This window comes from Streptosporangium carneum, from assembly GCF_027922005.1.
GTDB lineage: Bacteria > Actinomycetota > Actinomycetes > Streptosporangiales > Streptosporangiaceae > Streptosporangium > Streptosporangium carneum.
In genome coordinates this window covers 587,945-607,024 of record NZ_BSEV01000001.1, presented here as the reverse complement: position 1 = coordinate 607,024, position 19,080 = coordinate 587,945, and the positions used below count along the sequence as shown (strand labels likewise).

Sequence of the window (19,080 nt, the reverse complement as noted above, 5' to 3'; positions counted from 1 at the left end):
ATCATTATGGTCGGCCGGTGCCGGGGCCGCCACCGGTTTCCGGTGGAGCCGGCAGTTCCCCGGTCACCACACCGGAACCAAGCGCATGGGCGATCTCCGCATCGCGGCCCGGCTTGACGCGTTTGCCGCTGAACACTCCGGCGCTGCGCAGCAGTGACGCCCATACGGGGTCGGCGACCGTGACCCCGTGCACCAGTTCGGGCGTCAGTTGGAAGAGCGGCACGCTGCGCTTCGGGCGTGGCGCGGTCCATCCACGCTGGCTCGCAGTGATCCCGGCGCGCAGGCAGACCATCTCCACCTGCTGCCGGGTGCAGGAGGCTCTCCCGTTGAGCACATCCCACGGCAGGGGCAGCCGCGTCCATACGAGGGTGTCCGGGTCCACGTCAGAGCCTGTACTGCGGTGCCAACGCACCAGGTCGTAGGCCATCAGCCGCATCACCTTGCCCGGGCATGCCACATCCAGCAGATGAAGCGCCCCCATCGCCGCCAGGCAATCGAGCCATGACAACCGGGCGATGTTGTACGCCTGCGCCATGAGGTTCCAGGTGGTGGAGTCGTCTCCTCGGTACACCACCATTTCCTCGCGGTCGAAGTCACTGCGCTCCCACAGTTCCTCCAGCAGATCCGCGCATTCCCGCATGGCCGCCGACCACATCCCCAGCAACTGCCCCCGCTCGGTGTCGCTCAGCCGCGCCAGTACCTGGGCGGCCGTGTACACCAACGAGATCATCCACCAGTCCGTCCCGTTCCCGCACCGGCGTAGCAGCATCTCAGCGACCTCGTCGAACGGATTTCCCCTGCCCGACAGTGAGAACTCGCGGCGCAGATTGCGCCGGGCCACGTAGTAGGCCACGAAGTACGCCGCAGCGGGGTCGCTCTGGAACCGCTCCAGCGTGATCCGGGCCGCGAGCCCTGATCGGCCGAGCAGCGTCAGACGTCTCTTGTCCTGTTCACCGCGCAGTGTGCCGGCTTTGGCCTCCAGCCGCCGCAGCGCACGAAACCGCCGGTTGTACTGTCGTTTCGACACCTCCATACCGGCTGCTTCCCGTTTCCTCCGATCCAGCCGATCAGCAAGGAAATCGCTGTGACCCGGAGTCCAGCCGACCTCACTTCCCACCTGCGCGGCGAACGCCATGAGCGCATCCGGCGTGTCGGTGTCCACCGTGGCCGATCCGTCGGGCACCTCGAACAGTCGCGCCGTGGCCGCCACCTGCCGTGCCCCACCGACAGGCCGGGCGAAATCCTCATTCATCGAGGTCACATACCCGCGTCGCCGTCCCGAATTGGCCGCCGCCCGCTCCAGCAGTGCGCGCTCCCGATTCGTCAGGCCCTGCCCATCTGGTTCCAGTGCCAGATTGGCCCTCAAGATCAAATCAGCGATGTCCTCAGGTCGTCGCCGTTGATCCAGTGACGCGTACAGTTCCGCCAGAATCGCTCGCGCATCGTGATCAAATCCGGGCACGACCCCCATTATGGGGTAGCCCATCAGGTGGCGCCGGGGCCGGCGAGAGAACAGGGCCGCAAGACGGGCCGACCTCGACAGGCGATCAGCCCTGCGTGATCCGCCCGCTCTGCTGATCTGCTCGGCGAGCTCGTGACCGAAGCTTGTCTTGCCCACCGCGGTCGGCCCGTCGACGCCCACCCGGAGCCGTCCGTCACCGAGCGCCAGAACGCGGTCGGCGACCCGTTTGACCAGCGCGGTGCGCTCGGGTGAGGTGGGGGCGGGATGAGGCTGCTGCCACGTTGAGACCGAGGTGTAGACATCGGCCCGGCGCGAGGTCATGAACGGGAGCCTACGTCGCGGGACCCCTTTGTCGCTTCGCAAGTGACTGCGACACGATTCGTACGTCAGCTCCAGCACACGTCGAGCGGCGTTGCCGAGCTTTGACACCGCCCCGGTGGTTGCACATGATCAACGCGTGTCCGCCGCTCATCAACCCCCAAGACCTGGGAGACGTGTCCTCTTCGACGTCGACGGCACGTTGATCGATGCCCTGGACAACCAGCGTCGCGTCTGGGAGACGTGGGCGGTGCGGCATGGCCTGGATCCCGAGGAGGTCTACCGTGTGGCGCTTCGAACCCGGCCGACGGAGACCTTCGCCGCCGTCGCACCGGACCGGGATCCTCACACCTGCTTGACCGTGCTTCACGAGTTGGAGGACGAGGACGTGCGATCCGGCGTCTACGCGGCCTTCGACGGAGCATCGGAACTGCTGTACGGCCTGCCGCCGGGATCATGGGCGTTGGTGACCTCGAACTACGCTCACCGAGTCCGCGGACGTTTCCTTCGTACCCGGTTACCGATGCCGGAGGTGATCGTGGACGCGGCCGCGGTCGAGCAGGGCAAGCCGTCTCCCGCCCCCTATCTCCTGGCCGCCGGGCGGTTCGGTGTCACACCGGAACACTGCCTGGTCGTCGAGGACGCTCCTTCCGGCGTGCAGGCCGGGCTGCGGGCGGGGATGACCGTGTGGAACGTCAACACACCTGTCGCCGCGGACGGAGCGCACCGTCACTTCGAAAGCCTGCGCGACGCGGTAGGCGACATCCTGGCGTTCGTGTCCGGCGGATAGACCTCGACGGCGGTGAGAGCTCCCGTGACGCCGTCAGTTCTCATCGACCGGCCCCAGCAGTTTTCAGGAGAACTGCGTTGTGCGCGACGACAGGAGCTCTGACCAGGAAGGAAGCATCTCGCGCCCCCTCTCACACTGCGCAGAAGGCGCCGGCCCCGCGAGGGGGTGGACCGCGTCGTCCAGCGCCATGCCCTCGCCTCCTTCTCAGACACGGTGTCGCATCATCCGGCCTGAGATTAGGACACGGCAGGCGAGGTGCTCCGTGGTCTGCGGCACGTAGCATCGGCGGCCACAGTCGACGTCCGAGGACGCCCTGTGTTCGGAAACGGAGTGTGAGACGTGCCCTACGACGAGCTGCCACCGCACGAGGACGCCTCCGTGCCGAGCACTCGCCGGGTGCCTGTCGGGGTCGTCGGGGTGATCACGCCGTGGAACGCCCCGCTCATGCTCGCGATGCGCTCCGTCGCACCCGCGCTGGCGCGTCAGCACGCTCACTCGTGCCCTTTCCGCGTATCAAAGGCGGCATCGGTGCCGCTGTCGAAAGAAGTGGTGTCATATGAAATTCCCCATGTCCTCCTGCTGCGCGACGTCCGGATCGGGCAGCTCGCGGCGCAGCGTGCTCAAGGGCATCGGTGCGCTCGGCGGGGCGAGTGTGGCCGGTTTGGCCGGTGCCGTGCTCGCCCCCGCCGCGGCGAACGCGGAATCGGCCAGGCCAGGGCCGGGCAAGCAGAATTGGTCCGGTACGAGCGTGGTACTGCTGGGCACCGGCGGTGGTCCGGTACCCATGACGGACCGGCAGATGACCTCCCAGGTCGTGGTGGTCGACGGTGCGGCGTACGTGGTCGACTGCGGCAGCGGCGTGGTCCGGCAAATGTACGCGGCCGGGGTGACCCATGCGATGCTGCGGGCGTTGTTCGTGACCCACTTCCACGCCGACCACTTCTCCGACTACCTCCCGCTGATCCTGTTCGGACGGTCACTGCCCGGACACGACTACGGCTACCCCGGTCAGCTGCACGTCTACGGTCCGCCGTCGCTGGGCCTGCCGCCCGGGGTGCCGATGCCGGGGGTGGAGCTGATCCAACCGGACAACCCGCACCCGGGCATGACCGATGTCCACAACGGAGTGCTGTCCGGATTCGCCACCACGACGAATAGCCAGGGAATCCGGGCCCGGCTCGGACCGGATATCCGGGACATCGTCGTGCCACACGACCTTCGGGTGAACGCGTCGGCCGACCTTCCGGCTCCGCCCCGGATGCGTCCTTTCACCATGTACGAGGACGATCGCGTGCGAGTGAGCGCCACCCTGGTCAACCACTACTGGCCCTTCCCGGCGTTCGGCTTCCGGTTCGACACCGACCACGGCAGCGTCACATTCTCGGGCGACACCACACCGAGCGACAACCTCGTGGAGCTGGCCCGGAACACCAACGTGCTGGTGCACGAGATCATGGACGGCCAGAGCATGCTGGACCACGGCATGGCGGAATTCATGGTGACCGGTTTGCGTGGCTGTCACACCGATATCACCGAGATCGGTGGTATCGCTGCGAGGGCCGGAGCGCGCACCCTCGCCCTGTCGCACATCGTGCCGCTCTCGATCACCTCGCCCACGCCGCCGAAGCTCCCGGTCGGACACTGGCGGTCGACGATCAGGCGAGACTACGACGGCACCGTCGTGGTCGGAGAAGACCTGCAGCGCGTGCGAGTGGGCCGGCCGTCCGGACGCTGAAGTCCCGATCGCCTGTCCGACACGCTCATGGCCGTTGACAGCTCCCGTCCGACCCGCGCGAACCGCTGTGGGACAGCGTGGCCGACGACGGCGGAGACCTCCCCACCGTCATGTCGATCGGTGGACGGTGACCGCGAGCGCAAGGCTGGCTGAGGCAGAAACCGACAAGTCAGTCCGGACGACCATGTCGTTCCCCGTCCGGACTGACTTGTCGGGCCGCAGGTCACGCTGGATTCCTCCGAGACCACGGCGGACCTGACACAGGGGGAACCTTCTCCAGGGTCGAGACCGGGTCGGGTCCGGCCCGTGTCCAGTCGGACAGGGTGTTGGCGTTGACGCCCATCTCTCTGGCGACCTGAGCGATCGGATCGCCGGTCTCCCGGACGATGCGCACCGCGCCCGCCCGAGACTCCGGATCGAAACCGCGTCTGGTCTCTGCCATGTCCGACCTCCCCCTTCAGGTCAGATCTCCAGGCTACGAGGGGAGAACCAGACGTCACCCCGACGCGGGGTGACGTGCTGAGCTGTCGGCTTCCGTCAGCCTTTCCGCAGGTCAGGACCCTCAGACTCTTCTCCTACGCGCGAGGCCATGAGCCGCGGCCCCTGGTCAGGTTCCGTCGCCCGCCGCGGTGTCGCCGACCACCGGAAACGGGCGGGAAACTTTCGCCATGGATCAGGCCTCCCCCCTCACCCTGGCGAGCCGTCGTTCCAGTGCCGGGTAGGGATGAAACCATGCTGATTGACCTCACTGACAGGACGGCCTTCGTCAGCGGATCGACCCAGGGGATCGGTCGTGTGATCGCCGCGCGGCTGGCCGCTGCGGGTGCGGACACCACGATCAACGGTCGCGACGCCGAACGCGTCGATGCGGTGGTCGCGGAACTACGCGCGGAGCTGCTGCCGGGCACGCGGCTCGATGGTGTGGCAGCCGACGTGTCCACCCCGGAGGGCGTCGCCGTGGTCGTCGATCGACTGCCTTCGGTGGACATCCTCGTCAACAACCTCGGCATCTTCGCTCCGCGACCAGTGCTGGAGGTCGACGACGACACCTGGCAGAGGTTCTGGGACGTGAACGTCATGTCGGCCGTCCGGCTGACGCGCCACTACCTGCCTGGAATGCGCGACCGGGGCTGGGGCCGGGCATTGTTCATGGCCAGCGACTCCGCCCTGGTGATCCCCGAGGAGATGGTCCACTACGGCGTGACGAAGACGGCGCTGCTCGGTGTTTCGCGGGGCTTCGCCAAGGCGGCGGCCGGTACGGGCGTGACGGTCAACACGGTGATCGCCGGGCCGACGCACACCGAGGGGGTGGAGGATTTCGTCCGCGCCCTCGTCGGTGACGAGCTGCCCTGGGATCGGGCTCAGACCGAGTTCATGAAGCAGCACCGGCCGGGATCGCTGATCCAACGCCTGATCGAGCCGGACGAGATCGCCGCCATGGTGGTCTACCTCAGCTCGGACCACGCCTCGGCGACCACCGGCGGCGCGTTGCGCGTCGACGGCGGCTACGTGGACTACATCGTCCCCTGATTTCCCTGATCCCGCCGGAGCTGGTGGCCATCCTGCGGGAGCACCTCGACGAGTTCGGCGTCCACGAGGACGGGCGACCGTTCGGGACCTCACGCGGCGGGGTGATCTCCATCGGGACGTACTGCGAGGCATGGAAGGCGGCCCGGCCCCTGGCGCTGACTCCGAGCAGCAGGTCTCCCCGCTGGCGGCCCGGCCGTACGACCTGCGGCACGCGGCCGTGTCGCTGTGGCTCAACCCTCGTTGTCCGGCTGTGGCCAGACAACACCCCAACGCCCCGGTGTTTGTCAGCAGCGACGTCACCATCGCCTCCCTCGCAGCAGTCACCAGGACCGCTGACATCACTCAACGCATAACGGCGACTCCACACTGTAGGCGCAATGGCATTGCTGGCACCAAAGACTGCAAGACCCTTGCGGAACCTCACAGAGTCAGCGGAAAGCTCTGAGCGTGGATCGTCTGGCCGCTTCCGCTGCGCCTCTGGGATGATCTCGACGGTCCGTTCCCGCCGAGCCGAGGAGCCCTGCTTGAACACCGGGCAGCCGCCGACCGCCGACCTGCGCGAGCATTACCAGCGACTGATAAGCAACACGCAGTGGCTCAGCGCAGGCATGTGCTGGACGGCGATAGTTGCCGACAACGGCCGAGCACTCACCTTGGACCAGGTCACCGCCCGGCTCGCCGGGAACACGCCCTACCAGCTGCACGAGCCGGCACCGCTCGACGCCATCGCGCCCCCCGAGCGCGACGCCTACCCCGTCCTCGTCGACCAGTGCGGCTCGACCACCGTTCTCTTCGAGTGGGGCTGTCTCGGGACAAGCCCCGCCGTGCTCCGGCGGCTCAGTGAGGGAGCGCGCGTCTACAACGCCTGGTGGAACGTGAATGCCAACAATCTGCTGAGCTTCGCGGCCGCAGGCGAGCACGTCCTGGCGATCGACGCGCTCTTCCCCGGGCGGCCGGAACACCATGCCGGCCTGGCCCGATGGCCCGAACTGCAGGCGATGACGGACTTCTTCGCCGAGCCCCTGCCTGAGGACCTCGACGAGGACGAGGATGAGGACGACCTCGATGGCCGCGCCGACCACGACTGGAAGCCCGCCTGCCTCGCAGTCATCGACCACACCACCGGGGCGCGACTGACCGGCGAGTGGCTGGAGCAGCCGCATCCCTACGTGACAGTTCACATGCCCGACGCGACCCGCTGACCCCTGAACGGTCAACGCCCGGCCTGCGTACGCGGGAAGCGATCATTCTCTTCCCGGGAAGCGATCTTCTCAACCCCTCTTGCGCCCCAGGTCAGCCCGATTCGTGAACATCCCACCCACAGGAAGATGCAGGCGAGAAGGGTCTTCGGAGTAATCCGAGGGCCCTTTTCTCATGTCTGGAAGCCAAGGGGAGCCATCTCAGTCGGGTTCTCTACCGTGCCGGCTGTCGCCGAAGGTGGTGATCACTGGCGTGAGCTGGTGCCGGTGGACCGCTTCGGTGGCGCTGTGCCCGCGTGCCCGACGAGATCGGCGACGGTCTCGAGGTACGCCTTGGTCACTCAGGATGGAGACGAACGAGTGGCGCAGTTCTCGGGACTACAGGCGGTCGGCCCGCCATACGTAGACGGCGAACTTTGTGCGCCTGAACCCCACCTCCGTCACTGGGTGCCAGGACTGAACCCCACCATGACCACCGCCCTCCCGCAGCAGCCCTCTGGTCTTACTCCGTACACGCACCCAGGGAAGCGATGAGGTCGCGCATCTCGTCGCGGTAGACCGCGCTCGGGTCGTGGACGAGGGGCCGGATGTGGCCGTAGATCTCCAATGCCATGAGCCCGTGCATCCGGCCCCACACCCTCAGCGTCATCGCGATGGCCGCCGGTGGCAGGTCGGGGAAGTCCGCCCGGACATGGGCGACAAAGTCCGGGTCGAAGTCAGCCCAGTCATAGGCGCGGTCGGTGCTTTGGCGTGCCGGGACTGTCGGCCAGGCTGCGGCGACGAGGCCGACCAGGCCGTTGCAGGCGCGCACCTCGGCGTGCTTGCCCGGGCCGTCGCCGGGCGGGCGGTAGCCGGGCACCGGGTCGCCGTAGATCAGCCGGAAGCCTTCAGGGTTGGCCAACGCCCACCCGCGCATGGCCAGTGCCCAGGCCAGGATCCGGGCGCCGGGATCGGTTGGCGGTACCGCGTCACGGGCGGCCTCGGCGGCGTCGACGGCGGAGGTGTAGACGTCGCCGATGAGCGTGGTGATCAGGTCGTCGCGGGTGGCGAAGTAGCTGTAGATCGCTCCGGCCGTCATGCCCATCTCGCGGGCAATGGCGCGCAGGGTGATGGCGTCCGGGCCCCCGTCGGCCATGAGTTTCATGGCGATCGCCTTGATTTCGGCGCTGGTCTGGGCGCGCAGCCGGTCGCGACGGCTCGTCGTGTGGTCGCTCACACTTGACAGTCTACAACGTTGCCATATTGTACGACGTGTCCTTTCTAAACGGCGTGTAGTAATTGGACGATGTGTACTGCGAAAGGAGTCGGCACGTGAGCACGACCGACGTGATCCTCGCCTACCTCGACATCTGGAACGAGCGGGACGACACCGCCCGGATGACGCTGATGAAGTCCGTCCTCACCGAGGACTCGCTCTACGTCGACCCCAACAACGTGGGCCTGCGCGGGCACGCCGAGCTGTCGGAGGTGATCGGCCGCATGCGTGCGCAGGTCGGCGAGGCGAAGTTCACCCTCGGCGCCGTGATAGGCGCCCACCATGGCCGCGCGCTCTTCACGTGGAGACTTGGCACGGTCGCCACCGGCTACGACGTGGTCGAGTTCGCCGACGGCCGCATCCACAGCATCGTCGGGTTCTTCGTCTGAAGTGCTCGCGGCCTGGCTGTGCCGTACGAACCCATCCAAACGCGGCGGATGCCGCATGAAACCCACAGGAGCATCCATGTCCCCTATTTCCGCCTCACAGTCACCGGTCACCGTTGTCGGCCTGGGACTGATGGGCCATGCGCTGGCGGCTGCCTTCCTGGCGAGCGGTCACCCGACCACCGTCTGGAATCGTTCGGCGGCCAAGGCTGGCGATCTCGTCGCCGGCGGCGCCACCCTGGCCGGCTCGATCAAGAGCGCCGTCGAGGCCAGCCCGCTCGTCGTGGTCTGCGTCTCGGACTATGACGCCGTGCGCGCGTTGCTCGACCCGGTCGCCTCCTCACTGGCCGGCCGTACCCTCGTCAACCTGACCACGGCCAGTTCCACCCAGGCCCGTGAAACCGCCGGATGGGCGGCCAAGATCGGCAGCGCTTACCTCGACGGGGCGATCCTCGCCCTGCCCCAGGCCATCGGCACCGCGCAGGCCACGGTGTTGTACGCGGGCCCGAAGGCCGCCTTCGAGGAGCACGAGGTCACTCTGCGGGCGCTCGGCGAGAGCGGGGCGGTGTACCTCGATGAGGACCACGGACTGTCTGCCCTGTACGACATGTCGGTCCTGAGCATCATGTGGGGTGTCTTGAACGGCTTCCTGCAGGGCGCCGCGCTACTGGGCACCGCGAACGTCAAGGCCTCGACCTTCGCAGCCCTGGCCACCACCGCGATCAACGTGACGACCGGTTACGTGAGCGCGTACGCACGGCAGATCGACGAGGGCGCCTACCCGGCCGCGGATGCCACCATCGCCGTTCACGTGGGTGGGATGGAGCATCTTGTCCAGGAGAGTGAGGTGCTGGGGGTCAATGCCGAGGTGCCGAAGCTCTTTCTGGAACTGGCCACGCGCGCGGCAGCGGGTGGCCGGGCCGACGACAGCTACGCGGCGTTGATCGAACAGTTCCGCAACCCCGCTGTCTGACCTCTCGCCGCGGCCGACCACTTGGCCATGACCGCGGTGCGGAAAGAGATCCGCAGGCCACCCCGGGGTGGGCACCGGGTACTCGTCACCGGCTACGGCCGCGGCATCATGTCCTTCCGCAACCCCGCCGGGCACACCGACGACGGGTCGAGCCGAGATGCGAGCAGAAGCGGCCAAACAGTCGATCATGTTCGTAACCTCGGAAGCGGACTGGCACTTCCGGAGTCCTGGAGCGCGGAATCTCGGAAGTACGGCCCGCAGACCACCTCCGAGATTGGGTCATCTCGGAAGTTCGGCTGGCGTGAGTCGCACGGCGGAACTCGAACACCTCGACGTTGTCGCAGGCCAGAGGACTCAAGATCCACCCATGGTCGAAATTCCCGCCGTCTCGGCTGACCCCCGTTCCGAGACAGGAAGCTCCTCGGTCAAGGCGATCAGTTCGGCATCGCCGGCGATCTGCCCCGCCAACACGTCATAAGCCATGGAACGCCCGCGAGCCTCCATGGCCGCGAGGCGCCGACACCGATCCGCTGTGTCCATCGACTCTCCCCTGTCACGACGATCTGACTGAGAAAGAACCGAGAGAAGAACGACAGCTGAAGAGTCACCGACCTCACAGCGACCGTGGACACCCGAGAGACACAGAGCTGGCCGGCCACGGGAAACGATCAGGTCGGCGGCGGGAAGCGATCTTCCATTCCGTGTCATCCGTCCAGCTCACGCTCACTCGTGAACACCCCTCCAATGGCCGTTCTTGGGATGGCCTGAAGGAAGTTGACGGGATCCGTGCGTGATCGGCGATGCGTGCAGGACTACAGCCCCGCGACTACCGGATGTCGTCACGGCGACGGTCGCGTCCGAAACATGCCAGTGCCCGCTGCCTCACCACTGCTTGGCTGTGTTCGCAGTCCACTCGCACCTGCCTGAACGGGAACGATGTCCACCACCCTCGCCCAGTCCCGCTCGCCCTTCGTCAGCTGGCTCACGGTCACCTCGCTCATGCTGGGCATCTTCGCCATCGTCACCAGCGAAATCCTGCCCATCGGCCTGCTGACCACCATCGGCGCCGACTTCGGCATCTCCGACGGCGCCACAGGGCTGACCATGACCCTGCCCGGCATCGTCGCCGCGGTCGCCGCCCCCACCGTCACACTGACCACCGCGCGCCTGGACCGCCGCGTGATGTTGTGCGTCCTGATGGCGGTGCTCGCCGCCGCCGACGTGCTGGCCGCAGTGGCGACCTCCTACTGGGTCATGCTGATCTCCAGGGTGCTCGTCGGCCTCACCATCGGCGGCTTCTGGTCCATCGGGGCCGGGCTGGCCGGCCGCCTGATGCCGCCGCACGCCGTCGGCACTGCCACCGCCGTGATCTTCTCTGCGGTGCCGCTGGGCTCCGTGCTCGGCGTACCGACCGGCACCTTCATCGGCGACCTCGCCGGCTGGCGAACCGCCTTCCTGGTCCTGGCCGCGCTGGCCGTCCTCGTCCTGGCCGCCCTGCTGATGCTGCTGCCGCCACTGCCCGCCCACCAGGTCACCAGCCCTCGCGTCCTGCTCGGCCTGCTGCGTACGCGGGGCGCCAGAACCGCCCTGCTGGCCACCTTCCTCATCGTCTTGGCCCATTTCGGCACCTATACCTACGTCACGCCCTTCCTCCAGGACGTCACCGGCCTGCGTCCCGCAGCCGTCAGCGCCGTCCTGCTGGCGTACGGCATCGCCGGAATCGCCGGCAACTTCCTGGCCGGCAAGGCCACCTCCACCCGCCTGCGAGCCGCTTTCGCAACCTGCGGCTGCCTGATCGCGGCCACCACCCTGCTGCTGCCCTCGGTCGGCGGCACAACCGCCGGCGCCGTGGTGTTGCTCGTGGTCTGGGGCCTGGCCTACGGAGGCGTGCCCGTCTGTTCGCAGGCATCGTTCATCACCGCCTCCCCTCACACGCCCGAAGCCGCCACGGTCGTCTTCACCTCCTCCTTCCAGGCGACCTTCGCACTCGGCGCGTTCCTCGGCGGACGCGTCGTCGACGCCTTCTCGGTCTCCACCGCGATGATCTGCGGCGGACTGACCGCTCTCCTCATGGCGATGTACCTATGGTCACTCCCCCGATCCCGCTGAGCCTGCGCCTTGCATCCCCGCAGCCGACAGGAGCCACAACCAAGCCGCCCAAAGCGTCGACCTCGGAAAACGATCAACCTGGACCCGGGAAACGATCTTCGCCTCCCCTCCTTCGTCCCAGCTCGATCACACTCGTGAACACCCCACCAGAGGCCGTTCTTGAGACGGCGTGAAGGAAGTTGGCGGGATCCCGTCGATCGGCTTGATCGGGCGGGATTTCGTTGGTTCCGGGCTGCCGAAGTCGCCGGTCAGGGTGTCGCCGGGTCGGCGAGGTGGCCCGTCAGGCTGGTTCGGGCTCGGGTGGTGGCTGTCGCGAAGGGCCGGTGACGACGTTCACGCCCGGTTGACGTGGAGCGTGCTCCAGCACCTAGCGTCGTGGTCAGACGGCTTCGAACCTAGGAGGCAGCAGCATGACCGACATCCCCACCCGACACCTAGGCGAACTGGCAGTCTCCGCGCAGGGCCTGGGGTGCATGGGCATGAGCCACGGCTACGGCGCCGCGGACGACGCGCAGTCGATCGCGACGCTGCGTCACGCCCTCGACCTCGGGGTGACCTTCCTGGACACCTCCGACTTCTACGGTGCCGGGCACAACGAGCAGTTGATCGGGCGGGCCATCGCCGGACGCCGCGACGAGGTGGTGCTCGCCACGAAGTTCGGCTTCGCCAACCGCCTGGGCGAGCCCACCCGGATCCGCGGTGACGCCGCCTATGTGCGGCAGGCGTGCGAGGCGTCGCTGCGCCGGCTCCGGGTCGACCACATCGACCTGTACTACCAGCACCGGGTCGATCCGCAGGTGCCGATCGAGGAGACCGTCGGCGCCATGGCCGAGCTGGTGCGGGCCGGAAAGGTCCGCCACCTCGGGCTGTCCGAGGCCGGCGCGCGAACCATCCGGCGCGCGCACGCGGTGCACCCGATCGCCGCGCTGCAGAGCGAGTGGTCGCTGTGGACCCGCGACCTGGAAGCGGAGATCGTCCCGCTCTGCCGCGAGCTCGGCATCGGCCTGGTCCCGTTCTCCCCGCTTGGGCGCGGCTTCCTGACCGGCCGGTACAGCTCGGTCGAAGAGCTGGCGGAGACCGACATGCGGCGCAGCCAGCCACGTTTCGCCGACGGCAATCTCGAGCGGAACCTGGCGATCGTCGCGAAGCTGAACGAGCTGGCCGCGGCGAAGGGGGTCACCGCCGGCCAACTCGCCCTGGCCTGGGTGCAGCACCGGGGCGACGACGTGGTGCCGATTCCCGGTACCCGGCGGCAGCGATACCTGGAGGAGAACCTCGCGGCCCTGGCCGTCGAGCTGTCCGCCGAGGACCTGACCGCCATCGAGGCCGCCGCCCCGCCCGAGCAGGTCGCGGGCACCCGCTACGACGCGACCAACCTCGCCTTCGTCAACGGCTGAGCCCGCCGCGGTCGTACTCGATGAGGTGGACCGATTCCGGGCAGGCCCACGACGATCGAGGCCTGAAGCACCGGGCCGAGGACGAGGGGCGGCCAGTACCGCAGCTTCACAGAGGGACGATGCTCACCACCCGCGATCTGGAGAGCGCATGACTTGCCCCTGTTTCGTCGCCCAAAGCTACTTTGCGACCGGTGGTACGGTCCCAAGTGGCGTTGGGATGTCCCACAACCGTGCTGTGCCATCGTTGCCCGCGATGGCCAGGTGGTGGCCGTCGGGGTGAAAGGCCACTGGATAGAAGAACCTGAAGCGGCCGATGAACAGGGCGACGGTCTGGCCGGTGGCGATGTCCCACAACCGCACCGTGCCGTCCACACTGGCAGTGGCCAGGATGCGGCCGCCGGGGTGGAAGGCCGCTGACCAGACGGCTTCGGTGTGGCCGGTGAGCGGGGCGTCGACGGACTGGCCGGTGGCGATGTCCCACAACCGTACTGCGCCGTCTTCGCCTGCGGTGACCAGCAGGTGGCCGTCAGGGTGAAAGGCCAGCGTGTGGACAGGCTTGGCGTGGCTGAACAGGGCGACGGTCTGGCCGGTGGCGTCCCACAGCCGTACGGTGCCGTCCTCGCTCGCGGTGGCCAGGTAGTGGCCGTCGGGGTGAAAGGCCGCCGACCAGATGGTGCCGGTATGGCCGGTGAACAGGGCGATGAGCCTGCGGGTGGAGACCTCCCACAGCCGCACCCCATAGTCCCAGCCGGCGGTGGTCAGCAGGTGGCCGTCAGGATGGAAGGCCACCGCGAAGACAGATCTGATGTGGCCGGCCAAGGGAGTGCCGACGGGTTGGCCGGTAGTGGTGTCCCACAGCCGCGCGGTGTCGTCCGCGGCGGCGGTGGCCAGCAGATGGCCGTCAGGGTGAAAGGCCACCGCGTGGACGGTGTCGGTGTGGCCCGTGAGCAGGGCGCCGACGGCTTGGCCGGTGGTGGTGTCCCACAGCCGCACGGTGTCGGCCTCGCCTGTGGTGGCCAGCAGGCGGCCGTCAGGGTGAAAGGCCACCGCTCGGACGGACGGCGTACCGCTGAGTTCGATGACGGCGACGTGTTCCCGGGCCGTGTCGGGTGGAAGGGGGCGCAGCGACTTGTCGACATCGGCGAGTCGCTGTTTGACCTCTTCGACCATCGTGGGATCGAAGCCCTCGATCGCCAGCAGGTCCTGCTCACTGCGGGCGGTCAACTCGCTGTAGGTGTGGATGCCCGCGCGCTTGAGACGGTTGTACGGACGAACCGTGAGGTTGAGTTCTTCGATGGGCAGAGTCCAATTGTCGAACGGGCGGCACAGTGGTTCATAGTCCGCTGTCCATGACTGGCGCAGTGACACCGTGGACCTTTCTTAGGATCACCCTCTCCCCGAGAGGAGTTTTCCACCGCCTGCCGAGGTGTCAACCTGTGCCGTTTCGCGAGGCGCCCTCCGTGGTAGAGGGACGGCCGGAGCACAGTCGTCGCGGGCACGGCGGCCAGGTAGAGGGTTCCAGCATGGTCGTCCGTGACCGCGTACCGGAGATCGGCCAACGCGCGGGCGGCCTGCTGGGCGGACACGGATCAGGCCAGTGTCTCCGTCGCGGCCTGAGCGGCCTCGGAAAGGCGCCGACGTGGCCCCGGTATCCGGTCCCAGTAGACCTGTTCCACTACTGTCCTCCCATTGCCTCGGCTGCCTCGGCGCAGTTTTCTCAGGCTTGACCGGGGGAAACTCACTGAGTTCCATCCCACGGACATCCCACGACCGACGACATGGAACCGCTCTCGGTGGCGTACGGCTGCGCACCTCCGAAACGACCAACGACGCCCCACCGAGGGGAAACCCCTGGTCAGGCGCCGTTTTGCGAGGTGAGCGGAGAGCGTGGGATTCGAACCCACGAGGACCGTCACCGGCCCCAGTCGTTTTCAAGAGCACTGCGTTCCAAGCCCTGGCAGGGTCTCTGACCAGGGCGGCAGCACCTTCCCGCGCCTCGACCACCAAAGATCATCCCGCGTATATCCCGCGGTCGTGTTGGTAGGCGAGCGGCGCGATTCGATCAAGAGGGGACAGACCAAGGCTCGGCCAGCATGAGGGTGAGCGCACGGTGAGCGAGTCCCCTCAGCTCCTGCCATCCGGGATGGGAATGCAAGGCTTCCTCGGTCCATGCCGAAGAGCCTTGCTCAGTGAGGGCAGTCAGCTTCTGGTCGATGGTGCTGAGGACGGCAGCGAGTCCTTCGGAGATCCATCCGGCCTCACGTGACTGCCACGAGGCGGGATAGACAGCATCGAAATCGAGGGCCAGTTCGTCCACGCACATGGATCCGATCCATTGAAGCTGTCCGTGTGCGGGCAGAGCGAGGTGGTGTACAGCCTCCCGAAGGGAGCTCCAGTTTCCCTCGGCTGCTTCCCGGTCACCTCGACGGCCACTCATTCGATCATGTTAGGAGAAGACCACGGATGCCTGCTGCCGGGCTCCTAAGCCTCGACGGTTTTACAGACCCGCGCCTATAACGCTCTGCCCAGCCCGAATAAGCCTGGAGCCATGGGAATGGGCATCAGATGGGCACCGCATGCAGGAAAGGCCCTCGACTGTTCTGCCCCACGACTTTGGCGTACTGGTACCGGGGCTGGCTCTTCATCTCCCCGCTGTGCTGAATGCGCAGCTTTCCAATGAGTGGTGTCTGAACGCGACGCCCGCTCCTCCCGAAGGGGGAGGAGCGGGCGTCGTCATGTCGCTCGTTGTCGCGTCAGTCGTACAAGGTGACGCCTCGGTACTGCACGGTGCCCGGGAAGTTGACCGACGATATCTCGCCCACCCCCACCCGAGGACCGTCCATAGAGTACGGTCCCCATACAGGGTTCACGTGCAGGCCGCTCGCGTGAACCGCTTGCGTGCCCGTGCCGCCCGTGCACTTGCTGTAGACGACGTACCCCACCTGCCAGGTGGTGCAGCCCGTCGGGGCGGCGTGGGCGGGGGACGCGGAGCCCACCAGCAGCGACGCGGTGAGCAGGGCGGTGGCGGACACGGCCGCGGCCCAGCTTCTTCTCATGTGCGCTTCCTCCGATTCCGAAGGTAAATGGCGCTTCCGTTAAGAAACTTTCCTAAAAGGAAGATACGCCCTGGACGCCGCGAGTCAAGAACGTCCCGCTCCCCATCTGCGCCCGACCACCATCCCACTGCCGCCGTGTCAAGGGTCAACGAAGTTGACCGCGAAGCGACGCCGCAGGCGCCCTTGACCCGGTCGGTGATGTTGAGCGGGACTGTCATTCGCCAATAGCGCTGATCACACACTCTTGCCGTTGACCGAGTGTTGATACCGCTGATATCGGCCTTGTCGACCTTTCGACCGGAACATGGTGAGACATACGAGAAGAGCCCTCGCACCGCATTTCCAGTGGTAAGAAGGCTCTTTCTGCTGGTGTGGTAGGTGCAGGACTTGAACCCGCGTAGGCTGAGCCGACGGTTTTACAGCTCGTGACCGTTGCGAACTATGCACGTCCTTCCACCTACGGTGGAACCTCCGAGGCGCACCTTCATGCTCTTGATCATTGCACGCATATTGCACACGCCGCCCGGCCACGAGGCTCAGGTGGCGGCGTCGTTCAAATGAGCGATCCATTCGCCCTGTTTGACGACGACGGGCGGGGACGGCTGTGCGGGCCAGATCTGTAGGTAGTGATGGTTGCCAGCGAAATCCGGCCGCTTCTCAAGCGTGCTGCAGACGTGGTAACGCAGCCGGTGGAGGCCTGGACCGGCTGGTAGCGGAGGAAGGCGGCGCATCGCCGTATCGTCCCAGTCCATGCACCATCCGATCAGGGAGATCTCGCCGGTCGCTGACAGGAAGTCGATCTCCACGATCTCCTCGTACCCGTCGAGGTCGGCGCCCGGGTCGTGGTCGGCGATGGTCACCGTGAAGGGAATGCCGTCGCCGTGCTGATACACGATCGACAGTTCGGCCATGGCCTTCCGTACCGTGACGAGCGCGACGGACCACACCACGTCGCCCGCGTCGTCGCCGTCCCAGTCCGCCAGTAAGACAGTGCTGCAGTCCTCGACGTCTACTTCCACCCGGACGGTCTCCGCATAGGGGCTCATAGGTGGCGATCGTAGAGTCCGCCACCGATAGACCGGCCAGCTGTCCGCAGTTCGAAGATCAGCCACGTTACTCGGTGGGCCAGGACTGAGGAACGAAGCTCTGGACCTTCGATCGCCCCCAACCATGTCCGGCGGCCAGCCATGCCGTGGCGATCGTAGAGCTGCATCCGTGCGGCGGCGCGGCACCCCTGACCGGCGCGTTCGATCGGTACGGCGGGGCCGGCGTGCGGTGCCCGGCCCGGTGTCCCGCCGCCGTCCGGGACCGGCCCCCAGGCCGCACGCCCGGACGGCGGGCGGGCGGGCGGAGGGCCGGGGGTACGGCGCGCCGCCGCTTGATACTCATAAGAACAATTCGGCAGTGTTCGCGCACGGCTTCCCGCACGGTGTCCTGATCCTGTGCGTGGTTCTGGGCATCGAGCAGCCTTCCACGACTGACTGACGCGCGGTCCAACCCCCGTCAGGTCAGTCGGTACTCCCATCCCTCACGCCAGCCGAAGTCGGAGTTCACCAGCTCTTCCAGGGGTGTGCCGTCGATGAGGTGATCGAACGCCCATCGCGTCGCGACGTGTCCGATCACCAGGACCCGGGTGCCGGACCAGCGCAGGGGCAGATCGTTGAGGAAGCGGCCCACCCGGTGTACCGCCTGCCGCCAGCTCTCTCCCCCGGGATAAGGCTTGTCGAGATACGCGGACCGGTTGCGGTGCAGCTGAACCGCAGGCATGCCGTTGCCGTCGCCGTAGTCGCACTCCCGAAGCCGCCAGTCATGCAGGACCGGAACACCGGTGTCGGCGAAGGCCAGGGAAGCGGTCTCCACCGCCCGGGTAAGATCCGAGGTGAAAACAGCGGTGAGACCGTCCTCGCGCCGCCGCTCCCCCAGCTCCACGGCCAAGCGTTGGCCTCGTTCGGACAGCCGTCCGGGTAGCCATCCGGTGGCGATCCCCTGATCGTTGTCCTGGCTCCATGAGTGTGTCTCGAACACGATCTCCACTGGCATGACGTCACGCTAACGCCACCCCTGAAACATCTCCTTGTTCTTCTCCCAGAGCGGACGGCAATGCTCAGGACTTGGCGAGCAGGGCTACCACGTCGGCGAAACCGCTGGTCAGGGCGTCGAGGACGGCCTTGTCCTTTTCGGCAGTGGCCAGGGACGGACGACCGATGACCCCGCTGTCGGTGTAGGCCCGCATGCCCTCGGTCAGCAGGTGGCGGCGGTCGTCGGCGATGTGGTCGGCGTCCTGGTAGCCGGGGCGGATCACCTCGGGGCAGGCGTGCAGCAGGATCGAGGTCTCGATCTCTCCGGCGTGCATGTCCTCGTGCATGGAGTTGGCCAGCTCGGCGGCGGCCCGGGCCTGCTGCCAGTCTTCACGGGTGGGGAACAGGGCCATCGTGCGACCTTCGGCGCCGGCCTCCTGGACGACGTTGCTCAGCACGTAGTTGCCGCCGTGGGCGTTGACCACCACCAGGGCGCGGGGGCCCGGCGCGGGTGACCGAGTCGTGGATGTCGGTGATGACGGCGTGCAGGGTGCGGGCGGAGATGCTGACGGTGCCGGGCCAGGCGCTGTGCTCGTGGGAGCAGGAGATGGTGATCGGGGGCGGCAGCAGCACGGGGTAGGCGTCGGCGATCTTTCGGCAGATGAGGGTGGCGATGATCGTGTCGGTGCTGAGCGGCAGGTGGTCGCCGTGCTGTTCGAAGCTGCCGACGGGCAGGATCGCGATGGGGGCGTTGCGGTGGCGTTCCTCGGTGGTGGTCGCGGTGGGCAGCGATTTGATCACTGTTCTCCTCCTGGGATGACTGGCGGGGAAAGTCACCGTGGGCTCGTTCGA

The 19,080-nt window shown here is 67.2% G+C and carries 18 protein-coding genes and 1 pseudogene; 9 read left to right on the top strand and 10 right to left on the bottom strand.

Annotated elements, in window-relative coordinates; all coding sequences use genetic code 11:
* Nucleotides 1-4: 4 nt before the first annotated feature.
* Entirely contained in the window at nt 5-1,783 is a 1,779-nt protein-coding gene (locus PKF00_RS02900) for a nucleoside/nucleotide kinase family protein (RefSeq protein ID WP_271215742.1), read from the bottom strand.
* Nucleotides 1,784-1,898: 115 nt separating this feature from the next.
* On the opposite strand from PKF00_RS02900, the gene PKF00_RS02895 reads away from it, so the two are divergent.
* The 3 genes and pseudogenes from PKF00_RS02895 to PKF00_RS02885 all read left to right on the top strand — a co-directional run bounded on the left by PKF00_RS02895 (nt 1,899) and on the right by PKF00_RS02885 (nt 4,305).
* Complete coding sequence (locus PKF00_RS02895; protein WP_309298365.1) at nt 1,899-2,570, top strand: HAD-IA family hydrolase; 672 nt, start codon at nt 1,899-1,901, stop codon at nt 2,568-2,570.
* 339 nt (nt 2,571-2,909) lie between these two features.
* Nucleotides 2,910-3,038: pseudogene (locus PKF00_RS45150) on the top strand (aldehyde dehydrogenase family protein); the annotation flags it as partial.
* Nucleotides 3,039-3,126: 88 nt separating this feature from the next.
* Nucleotides 3,127-4,305 carry an MBL fold metallo-hydrolase gene (locus PKF00_RS02885; protein ID WP_271215740.1) on the top strand — a complete coding sequence of 393 codons (1,179 nt, stop codon included), beginning with the start codon at nt 3,127-3,129 and terminating at the stop codon, nt 4,303-4,305.
* A gap of 223 nt (nt 4,306-4,528) precedes the next feature.
* On the opposite strand, the gene PKF00_RS02880 is transcribed toward PKF00_RS02885, so the two are convergent.
* Entirely contained in the window at nt 4,529-4,747 is a 219-nt protein-coding gene (locus PKF00_RS02880) for a transposase (protein WP_271215739.1), read from the bottom strand.
* A gap of 290 nt (nt 4,748-5,037) precedes the next feature.
* Here PKF00_RS02880 and PKF00_RS02875 point away from each other — a divergent pair, with 290 nt between their 5' ends.
* Together PKF00_RS02875 and PKF00_RS02870 are read left to right on the top strand one after the other, a co-directional pair.
* The gene (locus PKF00_RS02875) at nt 5,038-5,835 is read left to right on the top strand and encodes an SDR family NAD(P)-dependent oxidoreductase (protein WP_271215738.1); all 798 of its coding nucleotides are present in this window, start codon (nt 5,038-5,040) and stop codon (nt 5,833-5,835) included.
* A 524-nt stretch (nt 5,836-6,359) separates the two neighbouring features.
* On the top strand, nt 6,360-7,037 hold the full coding sequence (locus PKF00_RS02870; RefSeq protein ID WP_271215737.1) for a DUF6461 domain-containing protein: 678 nt from the start codon (nt 6,360-6,362) through the stop codon (nt 7,035-7,037).
* A gap of 499 nt (nt 7,038-7,536) precedes the next feature.
* Here the strand turns inward: PKF00_RS02870 and PKF00_RS02865 are convergent, their stop codons facing one another.
* Nucleotides 7,537-8,250 carry a TetR/AcrR family transcriptional regulator gene (locus PKF00_RS02865; RefSeq protein WP_271215736.1) on the bottom strand — a complete coding sequence of 238 codons (714 nt, stop codon included), beginning with the start codon at nt 8,248-8,250 and terminating at the stop codon, nt 7,537-7,539.
* 95 nt (nt 8,251-8,345) lie between these two features.
* On the opposite strand from PKF00_RS02865, the gene PKF00_RS02860 reads away from it, so the two are divergent.
* The 4 genes from PKF00_RS02860 to PKF00_RS02845 all read left to right on the top strand — a co-directional run bounded on the left by PKF00_RS02860 (nt 8,346) and on the right by PKF00_RS02845 (nt 13,154).
* Nucleotides 8,346-8,678 (top strand): nuclear transport factor 2 family protein, encoded by a 333-nt coding sequence (locus tag PKF00_RS02860; protein ID WP_271215735.1) that lies wholly within the window; start codon nt 8,346-8,348, stop codon nt 8,676-8,678.
* Between the two features lie 76 nt (nt 8,679-8,754).
* Entirely contained in the window at nt 8,755-9,648 is an 894-nt protein-coding gene (locus PKF00_RS02855) for an NAD(P)-dependent oxidoreductase (protein ID WP_271215734.1), read from the top strand.
* A gap of 936 nt (nt 9,649-10,584) precedes the next feature.
* Nucleotides 10,585-11,757: an MFS transporter gene (locus PKF00_RS02850; protein WP_271215733.1), complete on the top strand. Its 1,173-nt coding sequence runs from the start codon at nt 10,585-10,587 to the stop codon at nt 11,755-11,757.
* A 410-nt stretch (nt 11,758-12,167) separates the two neighbouring features.
* A complete protein-coding gene (locus tag PKF00_RS02845; RefSeq protein ID WP_271215732.1) occupies nt 12,168-13,154 on the top strand; it encodes an aldo/keto reductase in 987 nt (328 codons plus the stop codon).
* A gap of 177 nt (nt 13,155-13,331) precedes the next feature.
* Here the strand turns inward: PKF00_RS02845 and PKF00_RS02840 are convergent, their stop codons facing one another.
* The 7 genes from PKF00_RS02840 to PKF00_RS44450 all read right to left on the bottom strand — a co-directional run bounded on the left by PKF00_RS02840 (nt 13,332) and on the right by PKF00_RS44450 (nt 19,029).
* Nucleotides 13,332-14,522 (bottom strand): WD40 domain-containing protein, encoded by a 1,191-nt coding sequence (locus PKF00_RS02840; protein ID WP_271215731.1) that lies wholly within the window; start codon nt 14,520-14,522, stop codon nt 13,332-13,334.
* 694 nt (nt 14,523-15,216) lie between these two features.
* On the bottom strand, nt 15,217-15,471 hold the full coding sequence (locus tag PKF00_RS02835) for a hypothetical protein (protein WP_271215730.1): 255 nt from the start codon (nt 15,469-15,471) through the stop codon (nt 15,217-15,219).
* A 436-nt stretch (nt 15,472-15,907) separates the two neighbouring features.
* Entirely contained in the window at nt 15,908-16,210 is a 303-nt protein-coding gene (locus PKF00_RS02830; protein WP_271215729.1) for a hypothetical protein, read from the bottom strand.
* Nucleotides 16,211-16,746: 536 nt separating this feature from the next.
* The gene (locus tag PKF00_RS02825; RefSeq protein WP_271215728.1) at nt 16,747-17,256 is read right to left on the bottom strand and encodes a hypothetical protein; all 510 of its coding nucleotides are present in this window, start codon (nt 17,254-17,256) and stop codon (nt 16,747-16,749) included.
* Between the two features lie 457 nt (nt 17,257-17,713).
* Nucleotides 17,714-18,244 (bottom strand): histidine phosphatase family protein, encoded by a 531-nt coding sequence (locus PKF00_RS02820; protein WP_271215727.1) that lies wholly within the window; start codon nt 18,242-18,244, stop codon nt 17,714-17,716.
* Nucleotides 18,245-18,314: 70 nt separating this feature from the next.
* Nucleotides 18,315-18,686, bottom strand: a complete 372-nt coding sequence (locus PKF00_RS44455) for a creatininase family protein (protein WP_309298364.1) — start codon at nt 18,684-18,686, stop codon at nt 18,315-18,317.
* Nucleotides 18,619-19,029, bottom strand: a complete 411-nt coding sequence (locus PKF00_RS44450; RefSeq protein ID WP_309298363.1) for a creatininase family protein — start codon at nt 19,027-19,029, stop codon at nt 18,619-18,621. The genes PKF00_RS44455 and PKF00_RS44450 overlap by 68 nt, the downstream gene beginning before the upstream one ends.
* Nucleotides 19,030-19,080: the final 51 nt, after the last annotated feature.

Excerpts from the sequence above, each read along its gene's own strand:
- PKF00_RS02900 (WP_271215742.1), bottom strand. The coding sequence starts at position 1,783 with ATGACCTCGCGCCGGGCCGATGTCTACACCTCGGTCTCAACGTGGCAG.
- PKF00_RS02875 (WP_271215738.1), top strand. The coding sequence starts at position 5,038 with ATGCTGATTGACCTCACTGACAGGACGGCCTTCGTCAGCGGATCGACC.
- PKF00_RS02880 (WP_271215739.1), bottom strand. The coding sequence starts at position 4,747 with ATGGCAGAGACCAGACGCGGTTTCGATCCGGAGTCTCGGGCGGGCGCG.
- PKF00_RS02850 (WP_271215733.1), top strand. The coding sequence starts at position 10,585 with ATGTCCACCACCCTCGCCCAGTCCCGCTCGCCCTTCGTCAGCTGGCTC.
- PKF00_RS02845 (WP_271215732.1), top strand. The coding sequence starts at position 12,168 with ATGACCGACATCCCCACCCGACACCTAGGCGAACTGGCAGTCTCCGCG.
- PKF00_RS02830 (WP_271215729.1), bottom strand. The coding sequence starts at position 16,210 with ATGAGAAGAAGCTGGGCCGCGGCCGTGTCCGCCACCGCCCTGCTCACC.
- PKF00_RS02825 (WP_271215728.1), bottom strand. The coding sequence starts at position 17,256 with ATGAGCCCCTATGCGGAGACCGTCCGGGTGGAAGTAGACGTCGAGGAC.
- PKF00_RS02885 (WP_271215740.1), top strand. The coding sequence starts at position 3,127 with ATGAAATTCCCCATGTCCTCCTGCTGCGCGACGTCCGGATCGGGCAGC.
- PKF00_RS02855 (WP_271215734.1), top strand. The coding sequence starts at position 8,755 with ATGTCCCCTATTTCCGCCTCACAGTCACCGGTCACCGTTGTCGGCCTG.